This window comes from Massilia sp. MP_M2, from assembly GCF_039123635.1.
GTDB lineage: Bacteria > Pseudomonadota > Gammaproteobacteria > Burkholderiales > Burkholderiaceae_D > Telluria.
The window spans coordinates 184,638-209,296 of the sequence record NZ_JBCHJF010000008.1; the positions used below are offsets into that span (position 1 = coordinate 184,638).

20 protein-coding genes and 1 tRNA gene are annotated in these 24,659 nt (G+C 64.2%); 15 read left to right on the forward strand and 6 right to left on the reverse strand.

All coding sequences use genetic code 11. The features are described from left to right. The first annotated feature begins 178 nt into the window (after window positions 1–178). Window positions 179–1,315: a metallophosphoesterase gene (locus tag RCH14_RS17425; protein ID WP_343027365.1), complete on the forward strand. Its 1,137-nt coding sequence runs from the start codon at window positions 179–181 to the stop codon at window positions 1,313–1,315. A 98-nt stretch (window positions 1,316–1,413) separates the two neighbouring features. Continuing rightward, a complete protein-coding gene (locus RCH14_RS17430; RefSeq protein ID WP_343027366.1) occupies window positions 1,414–2,859 on the forward strand; it encodes a M20/M25/M40 family metallo-hydrolase in 1,446 nt (481 codons plus the stop codon). Between the two features lie 46 nt (window positions 2,860–2,905). On the opposite strand, the gene RCH14_RS17435 is transcribed toward RCH14_RS17430, so the two are convergent. Continuing rightward, entirely contained in the window at window positions 2,906–3,277 is a 372-nt protein-coding gene (locus RCH14_RS17435) for a DUF1566 domain-containing protein (protein WP_343027367.1), read from the reverse strand. A 135-nt stretch (window positions 3,278–3,412) separates the two neighbouring features. Further along, window positions 3,413–4,090: an SOS response-associated peptidase gene (locus RCH14_RS17440; RefSeq protein ID WP_343027368.1), complete on the reverse strand. Its 678-nt coding sequence runs from the start codon at window positions 4,088–4,090 to the stop codon at window positions 3,413–3,415. A gap of 130 nt (window positions 4,091–4,220) precedes the next feature. Between RCH14_RS17440 and RCH14_RS17445 the strand changes: the two genes are divergently transcribed. Genes RCH14_RS17445 through RCH14_RS17455 form a run of 3 tightly spaced genes read left to right on the forward strand, consistent with a single transcriptional unit; the run spans window position 4,221 to window position 5,844 of the window. Continuing rightward, window positions 4,221–4,628 (forward strand): hypothetical protein, encoded by a 408-nt coding sequence (locus RCH14_RS17445; protein ID WP_343027369.1) that lies wholly within the window; start codon window positions 4,221–4,223, stop codon window positions 4,626–4,628. 16 nt (window positions 4,629–4,644) lie between these two features. Further along, window positions 4,645–4,854, forward strand: coding sequence for a hypothetical protein (locus tag RCH14_RS17450; protein WP_343027370.1), 210 nt, complete (start codon window positions 4,645–4,647; stop codon window positions 4,852–4,854). Window positions 4,855–4,902: 48 nt separating this feature from the next. Beyond that, window positions 4,903–5,844: a diguanylate cyclase domain-containing protein gene (locus tag RCH14_RS17455; RefSeq protein ID WP_343027450.1), complete on the forward strand. Its 942-nt coding sequence runs from the start codon at window positions 4,903–4,905 to the stop codon at window positions 5,842–5,844. A 22-nt stretch (window positions 5,845–5,866) separates the two neighbouring features. Here RCH14_RS17455 and paoC (RCH14_RS17460) read toward each other — a convergent pair whose 3' ends face one another. The 4 genes from paoC (RCH14_RS17460) to paoA all read right to left on the reverse strand — a co-directional run bounded on the left by paoC (RCH14_RS17460) (window position 5,867) and on the right by paoA (window position 12,037). Next, window positions 5,867–8,068, reverse strand: a complete 2,202-nt coding sequence (gene paoC, locus RCH14_RS17460; RefSeq protein WP_343027371.1) for an aldehyde oxidoreductase molybdenum-binding subunit PaoC — start codon at window positions 8,066–8,068, stop codon at window positions 5,867–5,869. A 160-nt stretch (window positions 8,069–8,228) separates the two neighbouring features. Then, on the reverse strand, window positions 8,229–10,436 hold the full coding sequence (gene paoC, locus RCH14_RS17465) for an aldehyde oxidoreductase molybdenum-binding subunit PaoC (RefSeq protein WP_343027372.1): 2,208 nt from the start codon (window positions 10,434–10,436) through the stop codon (window positions 8,229–8,231). A gap of 3 nt (window positions 10,437–10,439) precedes the next feature. After that, the gene (locus tag RCH14_RS17470; protein ID WP_343027373.1) at window positions 10,440–11,393 is read right to left on the reverse strand and encodes a xanthine dehydrogenase family protein subunit M; all 954 of its coding nucleotides are present in this window, start codon (window positions 11,391–11,393) and stop codon (window positions 10,440–10,442) included. Further along, window positions 11,390–12,037: an aldehyde dehydrogenase iron-sulfur subunit PaoA gene (gene paoA, locus RCH14_RS17475; RefSeq protein WP_343027374.1), complete on the reverse strand. Its 648-nt coding sequence runs from the start codon at window positions 12,035–12,037 to the stop codon at window positions 11,390–11,392. Before paoA ends, RCH14_RS17470 begins: the two co-directional genes overlap by 4 nt. Before the next feature lie 271 nt (window positions 12,038–12,308). Here paoA and RCH14_RS17480 point away from each other — a divergent pair. From RCH14_RS17480 to RCH14_RS17525, 10 genes are all read left to right on the forward strand, one after another. Continuing rightward, window positions 12,309–12,393 (forward strand) — tRNA-Leu (locus tag RCH14_RS17480). Between the two features lie 193 nt (window positions 12,394–12,586). Further along, a complete protein-coding gene (locus RCH14_RS17485; RefSeq protein ID WP_343027375.1) occupies window positions 12,587–13,378 on the forward strand; it encodes a hypothetical protein in 792 nt (263 codons plus the stop codon). 32 nt (window positions 13,379–13,410) lie between these two features. Next, window positions 13,411–15,687 carry a penicillin acylase family protein gene (locus RCH14_RS17490; RefSeq protein ID WP_343027376.1) on the forward strand — a complete coding sequence of 759 codons (2,277 nt, stop codon included), beginning with the start codon at window positions 13,411–13,413 and terminating at the stop codon, window positions 15,685–15,687. 101 nt (window positions 15,688–15,788) lie between these two features. Continuing rightward, window positions 15,789–16,340 carry a thymidine kinase gene (locus RCH14_RS17495; RefSeq protein ID WP_343027377.1) on the forward strand — a complete coding sequence of 184 codons (552 nt, stop codon included), beginning with the start codon at window positions 15,789–15,791 and terminating at the stop codon, window positions 16,338–16,340. 4 nt (window positions 16,341–16,344) lie between these two features. Next, window positions 16,345–16,935, forward strand: a complete 591-nt coding sequence (locus tag RCH14_RS17500) for a hypothetical protein (RefSeq protein ID WP_343027378.1) — start codon at window positions 16,345–16,347, stop codon at window positions 16,933–16,935. A gap of 181 nt (window positions 16,936–17,116) precedes the next feature. Continuing rightward, entirely contained in the window at window positions 17,117–19,471 is a 2,355-nt protein-coding gene (locus RCH14_RS17505; protein ID WP_343027379.1) for a carboxy terminal-processing peptidase, read from the forward strand. A 359-nt stretch (window positions 19,472–19,830) separates the two neighbouring features. Beyond that, entirely contained in the window at window positions 19,831–20,643 is an 813-nt protein-coding gene (locus RCH14_RS17510; RefSeq protein ID WP_343027380.1) for a PEP-CTERM sorting domain-containing protein, read from the forward strand. Window positions 20,644–20,912: 269 nt separating this feature from the next. Next, on the forward strand, window positions 20,913–22,616 hold the full coding sequence (locus tag RCH14_RS17515; RefSeq protein ID WP_343027381.1) for a GspE/PulE family protein: 1,704 nt from the start codon (window positions 20,913–20,915) through the stop codon (window positions 22,614–22,616). A gap of 18 nt (window positions 22,617–22,634) precedes the next feature. Further along, window positions 22,635–23,873 carry a type II secretion system F family protein gene (locus RCH14_RS17520; protein WP_343027382.1) on the forward strand — a complete coding sequence of 413 codons (1,239 nt, stop codon included), beginning with the start codon at window positions 22,635–22,637 and terminating at the stop codon, window positions 23,871–23,873. A gap of 273 nt (window positions 23,874–24,146) precedes the next feature. Further along, entirely contained in the window at window positions 24,147–24,611 is a 465-nt protein-coding gene (locus RCH14_RS17525) for a type II secretion system protein (protein ID WP_343027383.1), read from the forward strand. Window positions 24,612–24,659: the final 48 nt, after the last annotated feature.

The following is a 24,659-nucleotide window of genomic DNA, read 5'->3' on the forward strand; positions in this document are numbered from 1 at the left end:
CGGCGGAGATCGGAATGATGTTCTCGCTCACCGGGTAAGAATCACTATATTCTTGCTTCTAAATAGTTCCATCTGCTAATACAGATTTTTACAAGTCATGCTGGGTCTGTAACATCCCCGCTTGCATCTCGGCCCGGATGCCCCATGTAGCTTCTATTGCTTCTCATCTATTCTGCGCATGCGTCCAAGCCGAAGTTTTCTCATTGTTCTTTTCCTGATGCTCATGCTGCTGGTGTATATCGGCATGCGCCTGCTGCCCGACCTGGCCCTCGGCATGCTCGGTAACCTCATTGCCGGATTGCTGTTGTGCCTGCTGGGCATCCTGGTGCCTGTCGGTCTGATGTCGGCGTCGATGCGCCGGCGCCGCTGGTCCGATGCCGTCGCCTGGGTCGGCCTGCTGTCGATGGGCCTGTTCTCGTCGCTGCTGGTTGCGACCGTGCTGCGCGACCTGGTGCTGCTCGTCCTGATGGTCGTTGGCGCGGTGACCGTGCCGGTGCTGTACGTCAGCGCGCTGGCCGCACCTTTGCTGGCGCTGGCGGTAACGCTGATCGGCTACGCCAACGCGCGCCGGGTCGCGCGCATCGTGAAGGTAGATGTGCCGATCCGCGACTTGCCGCAAGCGCTGCACGGTTACACGATCGCGCAGATTTCCGACGTGCACGTGGGCCCGACCATCAAGCGTGCGTATCTGAATGCCATCGTCGATAAAGTCAATGCACTGGAAGCGGATGCGATTGCCGTGACGGGCGACCTGGTCGACGGCAGCGTGCAGCGCCTGGCGTCGCACACGCAACCGCTGGGCCGCCTGCGCGCGGGCGACGGCGTGTATTTCGTGACCGGCAACCATGAGTATTACTCGGGCGCGCTCGAGTGGATTGCCGAAGTGCGGCGCCTGGGTTTGCATGTGCTGATCAACCAGCACGTGATCGTGCACAAGGGCGACGCGCGCCTGATGATTGCGGGCGTGGCCGACTATCACGCCCACCATTTTCACCCCGAGCACAAGAGCGACCCGCAACGTGCCGCTGCCGGCGCGCCGGCCGGCATCGGTGCGCGCGTGCTGCTGGCGCACCAGCCGCGCAGCGCAACAGCGGCAGCGGCAGCAGGGTTCGATTTGCAACTGTCGGGCCACACGCACGGCGGCCAGTTCTTTCCGTGGAACCTGTTCGTGCCGCTGCAGCAGCCCTTTGTGGCTGGCCTGAACCGGGTGCGCGAGATGTGGGTGTACACCAGTCGTGGCACCGGCTACTGGGGGCCGCCGAAGCGCTTCGGGGCGCCGTCTGAAATCACGCTGGTGCGCCTGGTAGCCGCCTGAAAAAAAGGGGGGCTGGCCCCCTCGACCAGGAAAGTCGGGACGAAACCTTGCTCAATGCGCTATTGTTTGAATCCTTTCAATACCGCAAGGATTCCCGCATGAACTTCCCCGTTCGCCATCTTCGCCGCCTTTCCATATTGGTCGCCATCGCCGCTGTCGTCAACAGCGCCCCGGCCCTGGCCACCAGTCCCGGCAACGATCCTGCTGCACTGGTCAAGATCCGCGAAGCGGCAATGACGAGCGATTACGCCTGGCAACGCACGGAAGACATGACCGACCTGATCGGCCCGCGCCTGTCGGGTTCGCCTGGCGCGGCGGCGGCGGTGACGCAGGTTGCCGAGGCCATGCGCAAGCTCGGCGCGAAGGTGACGCTGCAGCCGGTGAAGGTGCCGCACTGGGTGCGCGGGATCGAGACGGGCGAATTGGTCGACTACACGGGCCGGCCGGCTGGCATCACGCAGCGCATCGTTCTGACTGCACTGGGCGGCTCGGGCGCCACGCCGGTCGAAGGCCTCGTCGCGCCAGTGCTGGTGCTAAATAGTTTCGAGGAACTCAAGACGCGGTCAGCCGAAGTGAAGGGCAAGATCGTGCTCTTCGACGTGGCCTTCGACCAGCACATGGCCGATCGTGGCCTGGCTGGCCAGGCCTATGGCGCGGGATCGAACTACCGCCGCAACGGCCCGCGCATGGCGGCCGAACTGGGCGCTCTCGGCGCGCTGGTGCGCTCGGTCGGTGGCGCCGCGTACCGGTTGCCGCATACGGGCTCGTCCGGCCTGTCTGACGACGCACGCATCCCGGCGGCTGCCGTGACGGCGGAAGACGCCATGCTGATGGCGCGCCTGGCCAAGCGTGGCCCGGTCAAGCTGAAGCTCGTCTTGACGCCAAAAAATCTGCCCGACGCCGACAGCTTCAATGTGATCGCCGACCTGCCGGGTGTGGAAAAGCCGGAAGAAATCGTCATCGTCTCGGGTCACCTCGACTCGTGGGATTTGTCGCCCGGCGCGCACGACGATGCCGCCGCCGTCGCCAGCGCGATGGCCGTGTTCGACATCCTGAAAAAACTCGATTTCCAGCCGCGCCGCACGATCCGCTTCATCGCCTGGATGAACGAAGAAAACGGCATGCGCGGCGCGAGCACCTATCTTGCTGCGGAACAAGCAAACGCCGCCAACCACTTCGGCGCCATCGAGAGCGACAACGGCGTGGGCCGCCCGTTTGGCCTGCGCGCGAGCGTCACGCCGCAGTCGGTCAAGCTGTTCGCGCCGCTGCAAGCGGCGCTGCAGCCGATCGGCGCCGGTGTGTTCCAGCGCCAGGATGTGCTGGCGACGGGCGACCTGGCCGGCCTGGAACGCGCTGGCGTGCCGAGCTTCGCGCCGATCGTCGACACGGCACGCTATTTCGACATCCACCACACGCCGGCCGATACGCTGGACAAGGTCGATCCCGACAGCCTGCGCCGCAACGTCGCATTGATGGCGGCGACGGCCTGGTATCTGGCCAATATGGCGCAGCCGATCGGCCGCTCCAGCGTGCCGGAACGTTGATGTCCGCGCGCTGACGGCGCCGTGCTCGCCAGCGCCGTGCGCCGTGTCAGGCCGCCGTACTGATCCGGCGTATCGCGCGTGCATGCCCGCGATACGGCCGGCCGTAGATGGTCTGGATACCGCTGGCGAAATTCTGGCCCCAGACCAGCTGGGCGCGCGTGGCGTGCGGCTCGCTGGACCAGTACCAGTCGCGCTCGAACGATTCGCGCAGGTTGGCAAACAGCAGCGCCAGTTCGCGCCGCGTGGGTAACGCGCCCCCCTGGCTGGCGGCCCAATCGGCGGCCGTGGGCCAGCTGACGTCCGCGCTGTCGCCTGGCAGCAAGACCAGATGGTAGTCGGGGTCGTCTTTGCCCAGGATGAGGCCTGCGTATTCTTCACCCTCTTGCAGCAGGCCCCGGATTTGCATGTATTCGCCCATGGATTCACCTCACGTGTGGTAGCAATCCATTAAGAGTGCCGAACCCGACGTTTGGTTGCATCCCCGGTTCGATCCAGATCAACCAAGTACCGGATTCAACGACAATCGTGCCGCCCGGCGGCGCGGGCGAGAAAGTCAGGCGTCGCTGTCGATCGGCTGCGCGATGTCGGCGCCGCCGGCGCCGGCGCGATTGACCTGCGTGCTCACTTCGTGCCAGGCGAATGCATCCGGGGGCAGGGCGGCCGAGCGGGCCAGCGCCAATGCCGCTTCGCTCGAGAGCGCCGGATCGAGCCAGCGCTCGGCATCCTGCGCGTCCAGCACCACCGGCCGCCGGTCGTGGATATCGAGCATGCCGCCCGAGGCATCGTCGGTCACGATGACGAAGCCTGCCTCGGCGCGGTTTTCGGTGAAACTGCCGAAATTGGCCAGTGCCAGCATGAATAGCGGCGCGCCGTCCTTGCGGTGAATGTGCCATGGCTGCTTGCTGCCTTTGTCGCCGGTCCATTCGTACCAGCCCGAGGCCGGCACCAATGCGCGCCCCGACTTGAGCAGGCCGCGCCAGTAGCGGTTGTCCAGCTTGTCCAGGCGCGCGTTGATCGTTACCGGCACCTTGCCCTTGGCCCAGCGCGCCTGGTAACTCCAGTACACGTCGTCCACGCGCCGTTCGCCGTCCTGCAGATGCAGCACGGGGCGATACGTGCCCGGCGGCACGTTGTAGGCCGGTTCGGATTGGCTGTCATACACGGCGTCGAGCCAGCCGATTACGCTGGCGTAGTAACGGGCCGTTTGGCTTTGGTCAAGTCGTCCACACATAGGCACGATGGTAGCGCAAGGCGGCCAGGCGCGGCGCACCGCGTTCTCGCGGTGCACGACGCGTGTGGCATTTGGCCGCAGCACGCCGCAATGGTATGCTCAGGAATACAACGAATGATGAGGAGCAGGTATGGCAGCAGGTTGGTGGACAGTACTAAGAACCGTTCCCTGGAGCGAAGTGATCAGCGCGGCGCCGCAGGTGGCAAATGGCGCGCGGCGCCTGTGGGATACGGTCAACCGCAACCGGCAAGGCATGCCCGATGCGCCAATGGGCACGGCGCCCGAGATGGCGGGGCAAGACGAAGACGTGTTCGATATCCTGATCCGCAGCGTCGAGCGCACCGATGCCGAGGTGACCGATCTGCGCAACCAGATGCGTTCGGCCTCCGAGATCATCGCCAATCTGGCCGACCAAAATGCGCAATTGATCGCCAAAATGGATGCCCAGCGCCAAAAGATGACGTGGATGGGCGTGACCGCAGCGCTGTCCGGCCTGTTGTCGGTGGTGGCGCTCGTGCTCGTCGCAGTGCGCACCTAGTCACGCAAAGGCCGTCATGAAAGTTGTCCTGATTTGCGCGACCTTGTTCATCTTCTTTTCGATGCTGATGAACAGCGCGCGCAAGCGCGGCAAGCTGGGCGAAAACGCCAACCGCGCCGTCACGGGCCTGGCCACGTCTATGCGCATCTTCGTCTACGGTCTGCTGTGCTGCGTCGTGATCGTCTGCTGCGCCATGGCCTGGCATATGCTCGGTCAGCAAGCTTGACGCAATGATTGCACCGCTGCACCGCTGCCCGAACCCGGCGCCGGATTCCTGTCCCGCGCGCTCGACCTTGTCGATTGCGGCGTGATGGTGCTCGACGCGCAAGCCTGCATCGTCCACTGGAACGCCTGGCTGGTGCCGCGCTGCGGCCGCGGTGCGGCGCGCGTCACCGGCCATCCGTTGATCGAGGTCTTTCCCGGCCTGCGCGGCTCGCGCGTCGAAGCCGCCGTGCAGGCAGCGCTGAGCGACGGGACGGCAACCTCCCCCGTGCCAGACGGCGGCAACCGCAACCCTTTCCCACTCCGGCCCGCGGGTAGTTTCGACGGCGAGCCGATCGACCAGTCAGTCGCAGTCACGCCCTTCGACGACGCCGGCCAGCGTTTCTGCCTCATTGAAATCCGTGACATCAGCGACACGGCAGAGCGCGAACGGCGCTTGCTGGAGCACGCCGAGGCCATGCGCGCGCGCTCGTTCATCGACGGCCTGACCGGCATCGCCAACCGCCGCCAGTTCGACGTCACGCTGGTGCGCGAACTGCGCCGTGCCCAACGGGCCGATGCACCGCTCTCGCTGCTCATGTTCGATATCGATACGTTCAAGGTCTACAACGACCATTTCGGCCATCAGGAAGGCGATGCTTGCCTGATCCGTGTGGCCCAGGAAATCGCGGGCATCCTCAAGCGCCCCGCCGACCTGGCTGCGCGCTACGGTGGCGAAGAATTCGCGGCGATCCTGCCCGACACCACGCTCGAGCAGGCGCGCGCGATGGCCGAACGCATCCGTGCCCATATCGCCGCTTTGAACCTGCCGCAAGCCCCGGATGCACACGACCGTCACGTGACGCTCAGCGTGGGTGTGGCCGCGTTTGACCGCGCCGGGCTGAACGACGAAGCCACGCTGATCGCGGCGGCGGACCGGGCACTGTACGCCGCCAAGGATGGCGGTCGCAACCGCGTCGTCGTGGATGGCGACGCGGGCTCTAGCCCGGCATAGGGCACTGGAGCGGCATAGGTCACTAGAGCGGCAGCGGCATCTTCTCGAGCAGCTTGTCGAGCGTGACCGGATACTCGCGCACCCGCACGCCAGTGGCGTTGTAGACCGCATTGGCAATCGCGGCCGCCACGCCGCACAGGCCCAGTTCACCCACGCCCTTGGCCTTCATCGGCGACGAATACTCGTCTTCTTCGTCGAGGAAAATCACGTCCTGGTGCGGAATGTCGGCATGCACCGGCACCTCGTAGGTCGCCATGTCGTGGTTCGCAAAGAAGCCCAAGCGCTTGTCGACCACCAGGTGCTCCATCAGCGCACCGCCCACGCCCATCGTCATCGAGCCGATTACCTGGCTGCGCGCCGCTTTCGGGTTCAGGATGCGACCCGCCGCGCAAACCGCCAGCATGCGCCGCACGCGCGTCTCGCCCGTGACCGAATCGACCGCGACTTCGACGAAATGCGCGCCGAAGGTGGACAGCTGGTTCTTTTTCGCGAGCTCGCCGAATTCGATGACGTCCTCGGCCACCAGTTCGCCACCCTCGGCGGCCCTGGCCAGTGGCTGGCTGGTGCTGCCAGCTCGCACGACGCCATCGGCGAACACCGGGTCCGTCATGCTCAACTTGGCCGCGATCTGGTCACGCAGCTTGACGCAGGCCGCGTACACGCCGGCCGTCGCGCTGTTGGCGCCGAACTGGCCGCCCGACCCGGCGGAGACGGGAAAGTCCGAGTCACCCAGCATCACCTTCACGCGCTCGAGCGGCAACCCCAGCATCTCGGCGGCCGTCTGCGCGATGATCGTGTAGCTGCCGGTGCCGATATCGGTCATGTCTGTTTCCACGGTCAGGATGCCGTCCGTGCCAAGGCGCACGCGGGCGGCCGACTTGACCACGGGGCTGTTGCGAAATGCCGCCGCGACGCCGTGGCCGATCAGCCACTGGCCCTCGCGCACCTGGGCCGGTTTGGCATGGCGATTCTTCCAGCCGAAGCGTTCGGCCCCGGTGCGCAGGCACTCCACAAAGCGCCGCTCGGAGAACGGGCGGCTCGGCTTTTCTGGGTCGACCTTCGTGTCGTTCAGGATGCGCAGCTGCACCGGGTCCATCCCGAGCTTCTCGGCCAGTTCGTCCATCGCGATTTCCAGGGCCATCAGGCCCGGCGCCTCGCCCGGTGCGCGCATTGAATTGCTCTCGGGAAGATCAAGCACGGCCAGGCGCGTCGTCGTCATCCGGTGCGCGCCCGCGTACAGCAGGCGCGTTTGCTGCGTGGCGACCTCGGGCCGGCCGCCCGCCAGGTTACCGTTCCACGTTTCATGGCCGATGGCCTGGATGCGGCCATCGCGACCCACGCCGATGCGCAGGCGCTGGATCGTTTTCGGCCGGTGCGTCGTGTTGTTGTAGATCTGGTGACGCTGCAAGGCCACCTTGACCGGGCGGCCGGCGGCGCGTGCGCCCAGCGCGGCCAGCACGGCGTCGGTGCGCAGGAACAGCTTGCCGCCGAAGCCGCCGCCGATATAGGGCGAGACGACGCGCACCTTGTCCTTGGCCATGCCCAGTGTCTTGGCCAGATCGGTGCGGCACCAGTCGACCATCTGGGTCGAGGTCCAGACCGTGAGCTTGTCGCCGTCCCAGCGCGCGGTGGTTGCAGGCGGCTCCATCATCGCGTGCGCCTGGTCGGGCGTCGTGTAGGTGGCGTCGAGCTTGACCGGGGCGCTGTCGAAGGTGCGCTCGAAGTCGCCGACGCGGGTGTCGGGCGGATAGTCGCGTTCGGGCTTGGGCGCAACGCCGCTGTCCTTCACGCTGGCCAGATCGAAGCTGCCCTTGGTCTCGCGGTAGCTGACCTTGACCAGGTGAGCAGCGGCACGCGCCTGTTCGAACGTGTCGGCCACCACCAGCGCGACGGCCTGATGGTAGTGCATGACCTCGGGCCCGCCCAGGAGCAGGGCCGTGTTCTTCTGGCCCTTGCCCAGCTTGCCGGCGTTGGCCGCGGTGACGACCGCCAGCACGCCGGGGGCGCGCCGCGCTGCCGTGTCGTCAAGCGCCAGGATCGTGCCCTTGGCGATCGTGGCGCCGACCATCACACCATGGGCGGCGTCCGGTACGGCGGCGTGGTGTTCATAGGCATACTGTGCCTGGCCCGTGCACTTGAGCGGGCCATCGACACGGTCGTACGGCTTGCCGACATGGCGCAGCGTGTCGATGGGATTGGTGGTGGCGGGGGTATTGAATTTCATGGGCTCGGCCTTTGTTCGCATCCGCATGGCGCGGGGGAGGGGTTCGGTGCACCGGAAAAAAAGAGGAGCGCCTCGTGCCCGCCAGAGAGGCGGTCACGAGGGCAGGGGGACATCTTGGCAATCGGCCTGTTGCCGCTGCCACTGGCACGTCAATCGAGCATCAAACCGACAGCGGCATCTTTTCGATCAGCTTCTCGAGCGTGATGGGATACTCGCGCACGCGCACGCCGGTCGCGTTGTAGATTGCATTGGCGACCGCCGCAGCAACACCGCACAGACCCAGTTCGCCAATGCCCTTGGCTTTCATCGGCGATGAGATTTCGTCTTCTTCCTTGATGAAGATGACTTCCTGGTGCGGCACGTCGGCGTGCACCGGCACCTCGTAGGTGGCCATGTCGTGGTTGGCGAAGAAGCCCAGGCGCTTGTCGACCACCAGGTGCTCCATCAGCGCGCCGCCGATACCCATCGTCATGCCGCCGATGACCTGGCTGCGTGCCTGCATCGGGTTCAGGATACGGCCTGCCGCGCACACGGCCAGCATGCGGCGCACGCGCGTCTCGCCCGTGATCGAATCGACCGCGACTTCGACGAAGTGCGCGCCGAAGCTCGACAGCTGGTTTTTCTTGTCCAGGCCACCGGTAAATTCGATCGTGTCCTCGCCGACCAGTTCACCGCCCGCCGCTGCTTTGGTCAATGGCTGGCTGTTGCTGCCCACGCGCACGGTGCCGTCGACGAATTCGGCGTCGGCTTCGTTCACGCCCAGCTTGGCGGCAACCTGCTCGCGCAGCTTGACGCAGGCCGCGTACACGCCCGACGTCGCGCTGTTGGCGCCCCACTGGCCACCCGAACCGGCCGATGCCGGGAAGTCCGAGTCGCCCAGGCGCACATCGATGCGGTCGAGCGGCACGCCCAGCATTTCGGCCGCGGTCTGCGCGATGATCGTGTAGCTGCCGGTACCGATATCGGTCATGTCGGTCTCCACCGTCACGCGGCCATCGGTGCCCAGCTTGACGCGGGCGCCGGATTTCATCACCGGGCTGTTACGGAAGGCGGACGCCACGCCGTGGCCGATCAGCCAGCGGCCTTCGCGGACCTGGCCTGGCTTCGGATTGCGCTTGGCCCAGCCGAACTTGTCGGCGCCCATGCGCATGCACTCGATGAAGCGGCGTTCCGAGAACTTGCGGATCGGCTTTTCGGGGTCGACCTTGGTGTCGTTCAGGATGCGGAACTGGACCGGGTCCATGTTCAGCTTTTCGGCCATCTCGTCCATCGCCACTTCAAGCGCCATCATGCCCGGCGCCTCGCCTGGCGCGCGCATCGCATTGCCTTCCGGCAGATCGAGCTCGGCCACGCGGGTGGTGGTCATGCGATCCGGACCGGCATACAGCAGGCGCGTTTGCGCGGTTGCCACTTCGGCGCTGCCTTTCGGCAGGTTGCCGTTCCAGGTTTCGTGACCGATGGCCATGATGCGGCCGTCACGGCCGGCGCCGATACGGATGCGCTGGATCGTCGCCGGACGGTGCGTGGTGTTGTTGAAGATCAGGTGACGGTGCAGGGAGACCTTGACGGCGCGCTTGGCCGCGCGCGCGCCCAGGGCTGCCAGCAGCGCATCGGCGCGCAGGAACAGTTTCGAGCCGAAGCCGCCACCGACGTAGGGCGAGATCACGCGCACTTTTTCTTTCGGGATGGCCAGCGTCTTGGCCAGGTCGCTGCGGCACCAGGCGATCATCTGGTTCGACGTGTAGACCGTGACCTTGTCGCCTTCCCAGAAGGCGGTCGAGGCATGCGGCTCCATCATCGCGTGCGACTGGTCGGGCGTATGGTAGGTGGCATCGAGCTTGACGGGCGACGTGTCGAAACCACGCGTGAAGTTGCCCGCCTTGGTGTCTGGCGGATCCTGTTCGCCGGTTGGCTTGATGGCATTGCCTTTTTCAGCCTTCAGGTCGTAACGGCCCTTTTGCACCGTGTAGTTGACCTTGACCAGTGCTGCGGCGGCGCGTGCCTGCTCGAACGTCTCGGCCACCACCAGCGCGACGGCCTGGTGATAGTGCTGGATGTTCGGGCCGGCCAGCAGGTGGGCGGTATTCATGTCGCCCTTGCCCAGCTTTCCGGCATTCTCGGCTGTGACGACGGCCAGCACACCTGGCGCGCGGCGCGCGGCCTCGATATCGATCGACGCGATGCGGCCCTTGGCGATGCCCGAGCCGATGACGAAGCCGTGCGCGGCGTTCGGCACTTCCTTGTGATGCTCGTAGGCGTACGGCGCGGTACCGGTAGTCTTGAGCTTGCCGTCGATGCGGTTGGTTGGCTGACCGACATAGCGCATGCGGTCAATCGGATTGGTTGTTGCTGGAGTCAGGAATTTCATGGCTTAGGCTTTCTTTGCGTCTTGCATTGCTGCGGCCAAAATACGGTGTACCAAAGGCACCTTGAAGGCATTTTCTTCGGTGGTCTTCGCGCCGGCCATCAGGCGATCGGCCACGGCCTTGGCGCCGGCGCCCATCTGCTGCTCGGCGGCTTCGACGCGCCATGGCTTGTGGGCCACGCCGCCGACCGCCACGCGACCGCTGCCGTCCGGCAGGATCACGGTGGCGACCGACAAGAGCGCGAACGCATACGACGCGCGGTCACGCACTTTCTTGTACGCGTGCACGCCGCCCAGTGGCTTTGGCAGCGTGACATACGTGATCAGTTCACCTGGCTCGAGGGTCGTCTCGATGTGCGGCGTGTTGCCCGGCAGGCGGTGGAAGTCGGCGATCGGGATCGTGCGCTTGCTGCCATCGGCGCGCACGGTCTCGACTTCGGCGTCCAGCAGGCGCATCGCGACCGCCATGTCACTCGGGTGCGTGGCGATGCAGGCGTCGCTGGCACCGACCACGGCGAGGTTGCGCGTGAAGCCGCCGATCGCGGCGCAACCGCTGCCCGGCTGACGCTTGTTGCACTTTTGCGCGGTGTCGTAGAAATACGCGCAGCGGGTGCGCTGCAGCAGATTGCCCGACGTGGTTGCCTTGTTGCGCAACTGGGTCGAGGCGCCCGACAGCAGGGCGCGCGACAGCACGGCGTAGTCCTTGCGCACGCGTGGGTCGGATGCCAGATCGGTATTGCGCACGAAGGCGCCGATGCGCAGGCCGCCATTGGCGGTTGGCTCGATCTTGTCGAAACCCAGGCCGTTGATGTCGATCAGCGCGCCCGGCGTTTCGATCTCGAGCTTCATCAGGTCGAGCAGGTTGGTGCCGCCGGCGATGAAACGCGCGCCTGGCGTGCGGGCCACGAGTTGTGCTGCCTGTGCCGGCGTGGTGGCACGTTGGTAAGTAAAGACCTTCATGCTTTGACCCCTCCCACTTCCTTGATGGCATCGATGATGTTGGAGTAGGCGCCACATCGGCAGATATTGCCGCTCATGCGCTCACGGATTTCTTCCACGGTCATTTGTGGCTTGGCATTGAGGTCGGCGGTGACGTGGCTTGGCATGCCGGCGCGAATTTCTTCGATCACCGACACGCTGGCACAGATCTGGCCCGGGGTACAGTACCCGCACTGGTAGCCGTCGTGCTTGATGAAGGCAGCCTGCATCGGGTGCAGTTTGTCCGGCGTGCCGAGGCCTTCGATCGTCGTGATCTTGGCGCCGTCGTGCATGATGGCCAGCGAGAGGCAGGAATTGATGCGGCGGCCATCCATGATGATGGTGCAGGCGCCGCACTGGCCCTGGTCGCAGCCTTTTTTCGAGCCGGTCAGGTGCAGGTGCTCGCGCAGTGCGTCGAGCAGCGTGGTGCGCGTGTCGAGTTCGAGCGTGACATCCTTGCCGTTGACATTGAACGAGACGCCGACCTTGACCGGCTCTGGATTGGCGACCGGTGCATTGGCGGCTGGCTGCGCGCTCGCGCCAGGCATTGCCACGGCCGAAGCCGAGACCGCGCCGGCGATCAAGACATCGCGCCGGGACAGCTTGATTTCCCTGAATTGTTCCATGTTTGGAAGTTCCTTCTATACAGTACGTGGTTCGCCGTGATGCCCGCGTCGATACGATGGCGCCGGCCAGGCGAAAAGAAATGACAAGATAATGCGTTGATTTTATGTCAGCTCGCATTAAGGCCGCGCTCCCTTGAAACCTGAACGAATTTGCCTGAATAGCCATGTCGACAGTGGGTGTTTACATTGGGTGGGCCGGTGAAGCGCATGTGGCCATTGGCAGCTCAGCCACTAACACCCGAGTTGCTCCACGTAGTACAATCCGGGCGGCGCGGGCATGGCGAAATTGGTAGACGCATCAGACTTAAAATCTGCCGCCGTGAGGCGTGCCGGTTCGATTCCGGCTGCCCGCACCACGAATTATCCTGGCTTTCCACGCCGACCTCGCGCGTGGGCGCCGATGCACACGCCCTGGCGCGCGACCGCCCATACATTCCGTTATGGCAAGCGCAACCCAGCGGCCTTGTCCGGATCGTGTAGCATGCCATCGGGCACCTCAACGATGCTGCCGCACCACGACATCCCCCGTACGACACGCAAGGACCCGAATTGAATATCACGATCAACGACGAACTGCGCTCTTTCGTCGACCCACTCAGCCCGATCGAACAAGCGGCGCTCGAGCGCAGTCTGCTCGCCGAAGGTTGCCGCGACGCATTGGTGCTCTGGCGCGACACGCTGATCGACGGCCACAACCGTTATGAACTCTGCCAGAAGCACGGCATCCCGTTTCGCACCGTCCACAACAACAGCTTCGAGTCGATCGAGGACGTCATGCTGTGGATGATCGACAACCACCTGGCGCGCCGCAGCGTGTCGGACTTCCAGCGCGGCGTGCTGGCGCTGAAGAAAAAAGAGATCGTCTCGGCGCGCGTGGCCGAGCGCCCGGCCGACGAGGACAGCGCCGCCGACGCGGCGCCGGATGCGGCTTCGCCGCCATGGAACACGCGCGAAGACGTCGCGCGCGCGGCGCGCGTGTCGAGCAATACGATCAGCCAGATCGAACGCATCCAGAAAGCGGCCACGCCCGAGCTGCGCGAAGCCGTGCGCGCCGGCACCATCTCGATCAATGCCGCCGCCAATGTGGCGCAGCTGTCCGAGTCGGCGCAGCTCGCCGCGGTCGCGGGCGGGCGCAAGGAATTGCAGCAGGCCGCGCGTCAGGTGCGCGAGCAGAAAAGCGCGGCCCGCCCGCGCAAAGAGAAAGAACCGGTCGACCCGGCCGACGAGCTGGCCACGCTGCGCAGCGAACGCGCAGCGATGAAAGACCGCCTGGCCACGCTGCTGACCGAAAACGAACGTCTCAAGCAACGCCTCGTCAACGCCGGCCTCGGCGCCGACTGAACCGCAACACGCCCTCAAGGAGCCAGCCCAAGATGCCCACGTCACCTTCGTTCACGCCGGCATTGCTCGGCTTGCTCCTGATCGGCGCCGCCGCACCGGCGTTTGCCGTCGCGCCCACGAAGACACCGATCACGGCCGCCAGCGCGCAGACTGCGCCCAGCGCGGCCACGGTCGCGCGCTGGAAAGCCACGGCCGAGCGCGTGACGATCTTGCGCGACAAGTGGGGCATTCCACACGTGTTCGGGCGCACCGATGCCGACACCGTATTCGGCACGCTGTACGCGCAGGCCGAGGACGACTTCAATCGCATCGAACTGAACTACATCAATGCGATGGGGCGTCTGGCCGAAGTCGAGGGCGAGGCCGAGATCTGGCGCGATCTGCGCATGAAGCTGTACGTCCAGCCGGCCGCCATGCAGGCCCAATATGCCGCTAGTCCCGCCTGGCTGCAGAACCTGATGAAGGCGTTTGCCGATGGCCTGAACTATTACCTGTACACGCATCCCGAGGTCAAGCCGAAGCTCTTGACCCACTTCGAGCCGTGGATGGCGCTTACCTTCAGTGAGGGCAGCATCGGCGGCGACATCGAGTCGATCGAGCTGGACGAGCTGGCGGCGTTCTATGGCAAGCGCCCCGCAGTGGCGCAACTGGGCGCGCAACCAGGCACGCCATTGAGCGCACCGCGCCAAGACCCGCGCGGCTTCGCGCCGGAGCCGCGCGGCTCGAACGGGTTTGCCATCGCACCGAAACTGAGCGCCAATGGCCGTGCGCTGTTGATGATCAATCCGCACACGTCGTTCTACTTCCGCCCCGAAGTGCACATGGTCAGTGAAGAGGGCCTGAATGCCTATGGCGCGGTGACCTGGGGGCAGTTCTTCATCTACCAGGGCTTCAACGACAAGCTGGGCTGGATGCACACGTCCGGCGGCGGCGACGTCATCGACGAATACCTGGAAACGGTCGTCGACCGCAACGGCGAGTTCTTCTACAAGTACGGCAAGCACGAGGCGCCGATGCGCAAGGTTGCGATCGCGCTGCCGTACAAGATGCCCGACGGCGCCATGGCCAGCCGCAGCGTCACTGCCTACTTCACGCACCATGGCCCGGTCGTGCGCGCAGAAGGCGGCAAGTGGGTGTCGGTCAAGCTGATGGACGACCCGCTCAACGCGCTGACCCAATCGTACACGCGCACCAAGGCGCGCGACTACAGCGCGTTCTACAAGGCCATGGAGCTGCGCACCAATGCGTCCAACAACACGGTGTACGCCGATGCGAAGGGCAATATCGCTTACTTCCACGGCAACTTCATCCCGAAGCGCGACCCGCGCGTGGACTGGACCCGGCCGGTCGATGGCAGCAATCCCGCCAACGAATGGCAGCGCCTGCACGAGGTCGACGAGACGATCACGCTGCTCAACCCGGCCAGCGGCTACATCTTCAACACCAACAACTGGCCCTGCACGGCGGCCGGCGTGAGCAGCCCCAAGTGTGCGAACTACCCGTCATATATGTGGTCGTTGCCCGAGAACGCGCGCGGGCGCAATGCCGCGCGCGTGTTCAAGGATGCCAAGGGGCTCGATATCGACGGCCTGATCGCAGCCTCGTACGACACGCGCCTGCAGGCGTTCGAGCCACTCGTGCCCGCTGTGATTGCCGACTACGACGCCTTGCCGCCGGAAGACCCGCGCAAGGCGGCGCTGGCCGAACAGATCGACGCGCTGCGTGGCTGGAACATGCGCTACGCGATCGACTCGGTCCCTACGTCGCTGGCCGTCTACTGGGGCCAGGACCTGGTAGCGCAGCATGGCGCGCGCGCCAAAGGCGAGATGATTCCGCCGGTCGACTATATCGCCCAGCGCTTGAACCCGGCCGACCGGCTCGACGGACTGCTGCGCGCGTCGGACAAACTGACGGCCGACTTCGGCGACTGGCGCACGCCGTGGGGCGAGATCAACCGCTTCCAGCGCCTGTCCGGCGCAATCGACCAGCAATACGACGACAGCAAGCCCAGCATTCCCGTGCCGTTCACGTCGGCCAACTGGGGCTCGCTGGCATCGTTCGGCATGTCGGCCAAACAAACCACGAAGCGCATCTATGGCGATCGCGGCAACAGCTTCGTTGCTGCCGTCGAGTTCGGTCCAAAAGTGCGCGCCAAGAGCATCCTGGCCGGCGGCCAGAGCAGCGATCCCCGTTCGCCGCACTTCACCGACCAGGCGGCGATGTATGCGCGCGGCGAGTTCAAGGACGTGCTGTTCTACAAAGAAGATATCGAGCGTCATCTCGAGCGGAAATACCATCCGGGCAAGTGACGGACAAGCGGCGATGGGCTGATGATCGGCTGGCGGTTCAGGTTGCCGGCACGCTATAATCGCGGCCTTCGTCGCATCGGACAGACAGGCAGGACAGGGCAGTGGCCAAACTTTATTTCAGGTACTCGGCGATGAACGCCGGCAAATCGACGGCCCTGTTGCAGGTCGCGCACAACTACGAAGAGCAGGGCCAGCAGGTCAAGCTCTACACGGCGGCAATCGACAACCGCTATGGCGTCGGCGTGATCACGTCGCGCCTCGGGGCGCAGCGTTCAGCCGAAGTGTTTCACGCAGACACGAACTTCCTCGACCAGGTCGAGAACGTGGCCTGCCTGCTGGTGGACGAATCGCAATTCCTGACGGCGGCCCAGGTCAGCCAGCTGCACCAGCTGGCCCAGCTGCGCGGCGTGCCCGTCATCTGCTATGGCCTGCGCAGCGACTTTCGCGGCGAGCCGTTCCCCGGCTCGGCCTATCTGCTGGCGCTGGCCGACGATATCGAGGAAATCAAGAACATCTGCACCTGCGGCAAGAAGGCCACGATGAATATCCGCGTCGACGAGCAGGGGCGCCGGATCCGCGAAGGCGAGCAGGTCAGCATCGGCGGCAACGAAAGCTACCGCCAGGCGTGCGGGCGCTGCTTCTACGCACGCTGACACCATGGCCGGCGGCTGCAGCGCCTGGCTTCCCGCCGCCGCCTGCGCCGTGGCAGCGCCATCGCTCGACATCCTGATCTACCTGATTCCGTCAGTTGCGCTGGCCTTCCTGCTGTGGATCGCTGCGGCCGCGCACCCGGTCTTTTTCGTCTTCACCGCCGCTGGCACGCTGTGCCACGAGCTGGCGCATTTCTCGGTGGGCCTGCTCACCAATGCCGAGCCAGTCGGGATGAGCGTCCTGCCGCGCCGCATCAAGCGGGCCAGGGGCAGCAAGGCCCGTGGGCACAACTGGGAACTCGGCTCGGTCACCTTTGCCAACCTGCGCTGGTACAACGCGGCCCCGGCCGCGCTGGCGCCGCTCCTGGTGCTGTTCGTGCCGCTGGGCGTGGCCTGGTGGCGCACGCGCCACGGTCTGGCGTTCGAGCCGGTCGATCTGGCGCTGATGGTATTTCTGGCGCCACAGTTTTTGTCGTTCTGGCCATCGCCCGTCGACTGGAAGCTTGCCGCCCGCTCGTGGCCGTGGGCGCCGCTGCTGGTCTTGCTCGCTCTGCTCTGGTATTACAGCGATGCGCTGGCGGGGCTTGTCAAAGGGTAAATACAGAGGCCAGGACAGGCTTACGGCAACCTTAATTGATTGCATTTGCGGCGCCGCACGCGGGTCAGGCTGCCGCTGGCGCGCCGTTCTACCTGTAGAATGGACCGAAAAGCGCGGTATGGCAGGTTTGCCTTGCGCCATGCCGCAACCGCAACAGGAATCCCGTTCGGAGAATCGCAGAATGAAGAAGCACGTGCTCCTCGCCGCCATGGCGTTTGCCATGTCCGCCCATGTGGTGACCGCGCAGCCCGAGAAATCTGCTGCCGTCGCAACGCCACCGGCTCCGGCCAAGCCCGCCGATTCGGCGAAGTCTGCAGCCAAGCCCGCCGGCAAATCCGCCACCCCCGCCATTCGCGGCGACATGAAGCCAATCGCCGCCCAGACCCAAGCCGCCCTGTGGGCCTCGCGCGTGCTGGGCCGCTATCACTACAGCCCGGTGCCGCTCGACGACGCCATGTCGGCCAAGATCTTCGATAAGTACTTCGAAGGTCTCGACGGCGAAAAGCTGTATTTCGTCCAGGCAGACCTCGACGGCTTCGGCGCCCTGCGCACGAAGATGGACGACGCCATCAACAACGAAGACCTGAGCGCGCCATTTTCGATCTACAACCTGTACCAGAAGCGCTTTGGCGAACGCATGGCGTACGCCCGTGGCCTGCTCAAGGGCACGTTCGACTTCGCGAGCGAAGAAACGATGCAGCTGGACCGCGAAAAAGCATCGTGGGCCAAGAGCGAAGACGAAATCCAGGATCTGTGGCGCAAGCGCGTCAAGAACGACTGGCTGCGTCTGAAGCTCGCCGGCAAGGACGATAAATCGATCCGCGAAACGCTGGACAAACGTTATGAGAACTACGTCAACCGCATCGGCAAGCTGAACAACGAAGACGTGTTCCAGATGTTCATGAACGCGTATGCCACCGCCATCGAGCCGCACACCAATTACCTTGGTCCGCGCTCGGCCGACAACTTCGATATCGCGATGCGCCTGTCGCTCGAAGGCATCGGCTGCGTGCTGCAGTCGCGCGACGACTACACGGTCATCCGCGAAGTCGTGCCTGGCAGCCCGGCCGAAAAGTCCGGCAAGCTCAAGGTTGGTGACCGTATCGTCGGCGTCGCGCAGGGCAATGCACCGTTCACCGACGTGCTCGGCTGGCGCCTGGATGATGTGGTCGCGCTGGTGCGCGGCGAGAAGGGCACGACAGTGCGCCTGGACGTGATCCCGGGCGACGGCGGCGTCGATGCCAAGCACGTGAGCGTGTCGATGGTCCGCAACAAGATCAGCATGGAAGAGCAGGCTGCCAAGAAGTCGATCATCAAGGTCAAGGAAAACGGTGTCGAGCGCCGCATCGGTGTGATCGCGCTGCCGACCTTCTATCAAGACTTCGAAGGCCGTCGCAAGGGTGAAAAAGACTTCCGCAGCGCCACGCGCGACGTCGAGCGCATCCTGGTCGAACTCAAGAAAGACAAGGTCGACAATGTCCTGATCGACTTGCGCAATAACGGCGGCGGTTCGCTGACCGAGGCCGTCGAACTGACGGGTCTGTTCATCGACAAGGGCCCGGTCGTCATGCAGCGCACGGCGGAAGGCCGCGTCGAAGTCGAAAGCGACGTCAAGGCCGGCCTGGCGTGGGATGGCCCGATGGGCGTGCTGATCAACCGTGGCTCGGCCTCGGCGTCCGAGATTTTCGCGGCGGCGATCCAGGATTACGGTCGCGGCCTCGTCATCGGCGAGCCGAGCTTCGGCAAGGGCACGGTCCAGACGCTGATCGATCTCGACCGTTTCGCGCCGGGTGAAAAAGCCCGCTACGGCGAGCTCAAGATGACGATCGCCCAGTTCTTCCGCATCAATGGTGGCACCACGCAGTTGCGCGGCGTGACGCCGGACATCAAGCTGCCCGTCATGACTGACCTCGACAGCTTTGGCGAATCGTCGTACGACAACGCGCTGCCATGGGTGGCGATCAAGCCTGCTACCTACATGCCGGCCGGCGACCTGAAAGAACTGGTGGCGCCGCTGCAGCAACGTCATGAAGCGCGCATCGCCAAGGACAAGGACTTCCAGTTCCTGCAGGAAGACATCGCCGAAGTGCTCAAGCTGCGCAAGGAAAACGTGATTTCGCTGAATGAAACCGTGCGCCGCAAGGAGCGCGATACGCAGGATGCCCGTTCGAAGCTGCGTGAAGCCCGCCTGGGCGGCACGTCGGTGACGCCGGACGAACCTGCCAGCGGTCCGGGCAGCAAGGAAAAGCGCGCCGAAGCGCCGGATCCGACCAAGGCCAAGAAAACAGTGGTCGCCGTGCGCGGTGCGCCGCGTCAGGATGACGGCCTGCAGGCGGACGAGCGCAATCTGCAGTCTGAACTGGCAGCCGAAAAAGCGGCCAAGGATGCCAAGGACGTCATGCTGCAAGAGGCGGCCAATATCCTCGCTGATGAGGTAGAGATGCTCAAGACGGATGCACGGATGGCCTCACGCGTCATGCCGTATATGGTCGTGGTCACTCCTGCCGGCGGCGCCGCCAGCGCCAGCGTCAAGTAAGCATCACGTTCCTGGCGCGACAGTGTCGTGCCAGTCAAACCAAGGCTGCATCCGTCGGGATGCAGCCTTTTTTCATTTGCACCACAGTGGCGAAGGTTGGTGGTGACAAAATAATACTAGAATTGTCATTAAAGAATCGAAGTTGCAAATATGGCAGCGGCCGGCTTTATTTTCAGTATTGCGAAAAAAATTGGTTTGCGGCCTACGTTATTTAAATAAATAGGCAAAATCAACTAAATACTTCCGGAAAGTGGGGCGCACGGTTTGTTTGGTGGAAGCAGTTGCCTTTCGATAAGGCATGCTAGGATGACTTCGTGCTTGCAAAAATAATAATTTTTACTTTCCCAGGAGTTACTTTCATGTCAATTCGCCACCTTGTTGTTGCTTCGCTTCTGATCTCCGCCGGCGCAGCCCAGGCTGATGTCGTCTCTTCAGCCTCGCAGCCTGCGTTTCAGAGCGGCTGGACTGCAGGCAATGGTTCCAGTGTCATCGGCTCCGGTGTATTCGGTAGCGGTGTCAGCTTGGTCGGCGGCATTGCACATAGTGCCAATACGGACCTGACGTCGGTTCTCGTCGGCAAAGCCAGCGCCAGCCTCTCGCAGTCGGATGCACAAAAACTGTTCGTCCAGCAAGGCATCGATGCCAGCTATGTGCTCAGCGCCGGTAACGGCCTGCTGGCGGCACGCTTTGGCAACTCGGTCGCGGTCATCAATGATGGCGACGGCGTCAAGATCGTGCAGGGGCAAACAGGCCAGAGCGGCAGCGGCGCGACGTCGCCTGCGGCTGGCGGTACTGCCGGCGGCGGCGCCGCAGTCGGTGGCGGTAGCGCCTCGGGCGGTGGCTCGACGGCTGGTGGCTCGGCAGGTGGTGGGTCGGCGGTTGGTGGCTCGGCAGGCGGCGGCTCGACCGGCAGTGGCGCCGGCGACGGTGGCACACCAACTGCCGGTGGCAGTGGCAACGTCGATGTCAGTTTGCCCCCTGGCACGGGCGAGACGGGCGGTGGCGATGCGACCCAGCCAGTGACGGAGCCGGTCGCGGCCGTGCCTGGCGTCGATCCGGCCCAGGTCCTGCCAGACGAGATCAACGAAGTGCCTGAGCCGGGCACGATCGCACTGATGCTGGCCGGCCTGGCTGGCGTGGGCATGATCGGTCGTCGTCGCAAGGCCAAGTAAGCGTTCCTGACAGGCAGTGCGGGGCAGTATCGATGCCCGCGCGACAAAGCATGGCGCCAGCCTCGTCTGGCGCCATGTGCATTTGGGGCGCCGTTGGCGTGGCGCCGGGTTTGTCAGTCTGGAATGCGTGGATTGCGCGGTTTGATGTCGTTTCGCCATCGATCGTAAGCAACACTGACGCCAAAAGCCGACACATTTTAATTCCTTGAGTCAATTTATATTCTTTCTGGCATAGAATCAACGCTGCAAGAATTTGACCAAGGAACGGTATGGCAAGGCCAGAGAAAGTGCGTCTCGGCGAAGTATTGATGCAGCAAAAGCTGTTGAGTGAAGAACAACTCCAACAGGCCCTTGCCGACCAGAAGCGTACCGGTCGCAAGCTCGGGCGCGTTTTCGTTGAAAGCGGCTTTGTCACCGAGGACCAGATTTCCGGCGCACTGGCGCGCCAGCTCGACATCCCGTACATCAATCTCAAGTTCTATAACATCAATGCCGATCTGGTGCGGCTGTTGCCGGAGACGGCCGCGCGCCGTTTTCGCGCGCTGGTGCTGGAAGACCGGGGCGAGGCCATGCTGGTGGGCGTGTCCGATCCGACCGACCTGTTCGCCTATGACGAAATCGCGCGCCTGATCAAAAAGGGCGTCGAGCTGGCCGTGGTCAACGAGACCGAGGTGCTGGGCGCGATCGATCGCATCTACCGCCGCACCGGCGAGATCACCGGTTTGGCGCGCGAGGTCGAGGCCGACCTGAGCGACGTGTCGATCGACTTTGGCGCCCTGGCCGCCAATCCGGGCCTCGAAGAAGCGCCGATCGTCAAGTTGCTGCAATCGGTGTTCGATGACGCCGCCCAGGTGCGCGCGTCGGACATCCACATCGAGCCGCAGGACGGGCGCCTGCAGATCCGCTTCCGTATCGACGGCCTGCTGCATCTGCAAACCGAGGCCGATCTGAAAGTGGCCACGCCGCTGGCGCTGCGCCTCAAGCTGATGGCCGACCTGGACATTTCCGAAAAACGCCTGCCGCAGGATGGGCGCTTTGCCGTCAAGGTGCGCAACCAGCGCATCGATGTGCGTATCTCGACGATGCCGACGCAGTACGGCGAATCGGTCGTCATGCGTCTGCTGAACCAGGGCGGCACCACGCTGCGCCTGGACGCCATCGGCATGCCGGCGCGCCTGGTCGAGCGCTTTCGCGCGATTGTCGCGCGCCCCAACGGACTGGTGCTGGTCACCGGGCCGACGGGTAGCGGCAAGACGACGACGCTCTACAGCGCGCTGGCCGAATTGAACTCGGTCGAGAAAAAACTGATCACGGTCGAGGACCCGGTCGAGTACCGTCTCTCGGGTATCAATCAGGTGCAGGTCAACGACAAGATCGAACTGTCCTTTGCGCGCGTGCTGCGCTCGGCGCTGCGGCAAGACCCGGACATCGTGCTGGTGGGCGAGATGCGTGACCAGGAAACCGCGCAGATCGGCCTGCGCGCCGCCATGACGGGTCACCTGGTGCTCTCGACGCTGCACACGAACGACGCCGCCAGCACGCCGCTGCGCCTGATGGACATGGGCGTGCCGCGCTACATGGTCGGCGGCTCGCTGCAGGCCGTGCTGGCCCAGCGCCTGGTGCGCGTGATCTGCGAGAGCTGCACGGTGGACTACCAGCCGGCCGCGAACGAAGTCGAGTGGCTGCGCTCGGAACTGAAGGAGCTGGCGGCGACGACACGCTTCTTCCACGGCAAGGGTTGCTCGCATTGCAATGGCACCGGCTACCGGGGCCGCACCGGCGTCTACGAATTGCTGGAAATGACGCGCGCCGTGACCGAGGCCGTCAACCATCCCGATCCCGGGCATTTCCTGAAAGTGGCCCAGGCCGAAATGCGTGGCGACACGCTGCGCCGCCATGCGGTGAGCCTGGCCGTGCAGGGGCGCTCGACGATCGCCGAGGCGATGCGGGTCAGTAACCAGTTCGACGATTGAGTCGAGGGCCGATAAACCATGCCATTTTTTGCCTATAAAGGCCGCGACGGACGCGGCGAGTTGCTGCAGGGCGTGCTCGAAGGCGTCGACAGCGGCGCCGTCGCCGACCAGCTGTTCGGCAGCGGCGTGACGCCGCTCGAGATCAGCGTGACCAACAAGCGTGTGACGGGCAGCGGCAGCGGCGCCGGCTGGCGCGAGCGCCTGTTCGAAAAAAAGGTCACGTCGATGGACGTGCAGCTGTTCAGCAGGCAGATCTACACGCTGCTCAAATCCGGCGTGCCGATCATGCGCGGCCTGGCCGGGCTGCAGGAATCGGCCATCAGCACGTCGTTCGCGCGCATCATCAAGGATCTGCGCGAATCGCTCGACGCCGGCCGCGAGCTGTCCATCGCGATGGGGCGCCATCCCACCGTGTTCACACCGTTCTACCTGTCGATGGTCAAGGTCGGCGAGATGACGGGGCGCCTGGAGGAGGTTTTCCTGCGCCTGTTCGATCACCTCGAGTTCGATCGCGACATGCGCGACCGCGTCAAGACGGCGCTGCGCTATCCGACCTTTGTCGTGATTGCGATGGTGCTGGCGATGGTTGTCGTCAACGTGTTTGTCATTCCCAAATTTGCGGCCGTGTTCAAGTCGTTTGGCGCCGAGCTGCCATTGATGACGCGGGTGCTGCTTTCCAGCTCCGAATTCACCGTGGCCTGGTGGCCGATGCTGCTGGGCGCCACGGTGGCGGCCTTCTTCGGCTTTCGGGCATGGTCACGCTCGCCGAAGGGGCGCCTGACCTGGGACCGGTATAAATTGCGCTTGCCGATCGCCGGCAAGATCATCCACAAGGCGACCATGGCCCGCTTTGCGCGCAGCTTCGCGCTGTCGATGCGCAGCGGCGTGCCGATCGTGCAGGCACTGACCGTGGTCTCGCAGACTGCCGACAACGCTTACCTGAGTTCACGGATCGAGCAGATGCGTGACGGCGTCGAGCGCGGTGAAAGCATCCTGCGCACCTCGACTGCCGCCAATGTATTCACGCCGATCGTGCTGCAAATGGTTGCGGTGGGCGAAGAAACCGGGTCGCTCGACGACTTGATGGACGAGATCGCGCAGATGTACGAGCGCGAAGTCGATTACGAACTCAAGACGCTGTCGAGCCAGATCGAGCCAATCCTGATTTCCTTCCTTGGGGCGATGGTCCTCGTCCTGGCGCTGGGTATTTTCCTGCCAATCTGGGATCTCGGAAATGCCGCCTTGCATAACAAATGAGCGACGCCGGCGGACGGGCCGTTGTCGCTGTTGGCGGTTTGTGTTGTAGGCATGCAGCAAAGCATTATTTCTTTGCATTCATTGGAAAGTTTTGCTGCACGGACATAGGAAATTCACCAGTTCACGGTAGAATTGCGACATATATTTCCTTGCGCCAATAATGGTGTGGGGAATTAAAGTGACTTGAATCCGCATGCGCGCCGCCACGGTGCAAGCAGCTCAGCGTGAGCACTGGACGCTCGAACGTCCGCCCAATATCTTCGGAGAGAACTGATGAACAAAGGTTTCAACAAGGCAGCTCAAGCAGGTTTCACGCTGATCGAACTGATCGTCGTGATCGTCATCCTCGGCATCCTGGCCGCTACCGCCTTGCCGAAATTTACCGGTTTGAGCGGCGACGCCCGCAAGGCGTCGCTGCAGGCAGCACGTGGCGCGCTGAGCGCATCGTCGGCAATGCTGCATGGCCGCGCGCTGGTGGCGCCGAATGAAACGGCGTTCACCGTCGAGGGCGGCACCTCGGTCGGCATCACCAACGGCTATCCAGCGGCGACGGAGGCTTTCGCTACTGCCGCTGGCCTGGGCGACGATTACAAGGCAACCGCGACGGGCGGCGTACTGAAAATCGAGCCAAAAAACATTCCTACGTCGATGACCAATTGCTTCATCACCTACACGCCACCTTCCGGCGCTGGTGGCGTGCCGACCTTGTCAACCTTGCAAGGCGTGACCTGCGATTGAGCGGTTGCGTGATCAAACGGCACCGCGTCGAATGAACTAGGCGCTGCG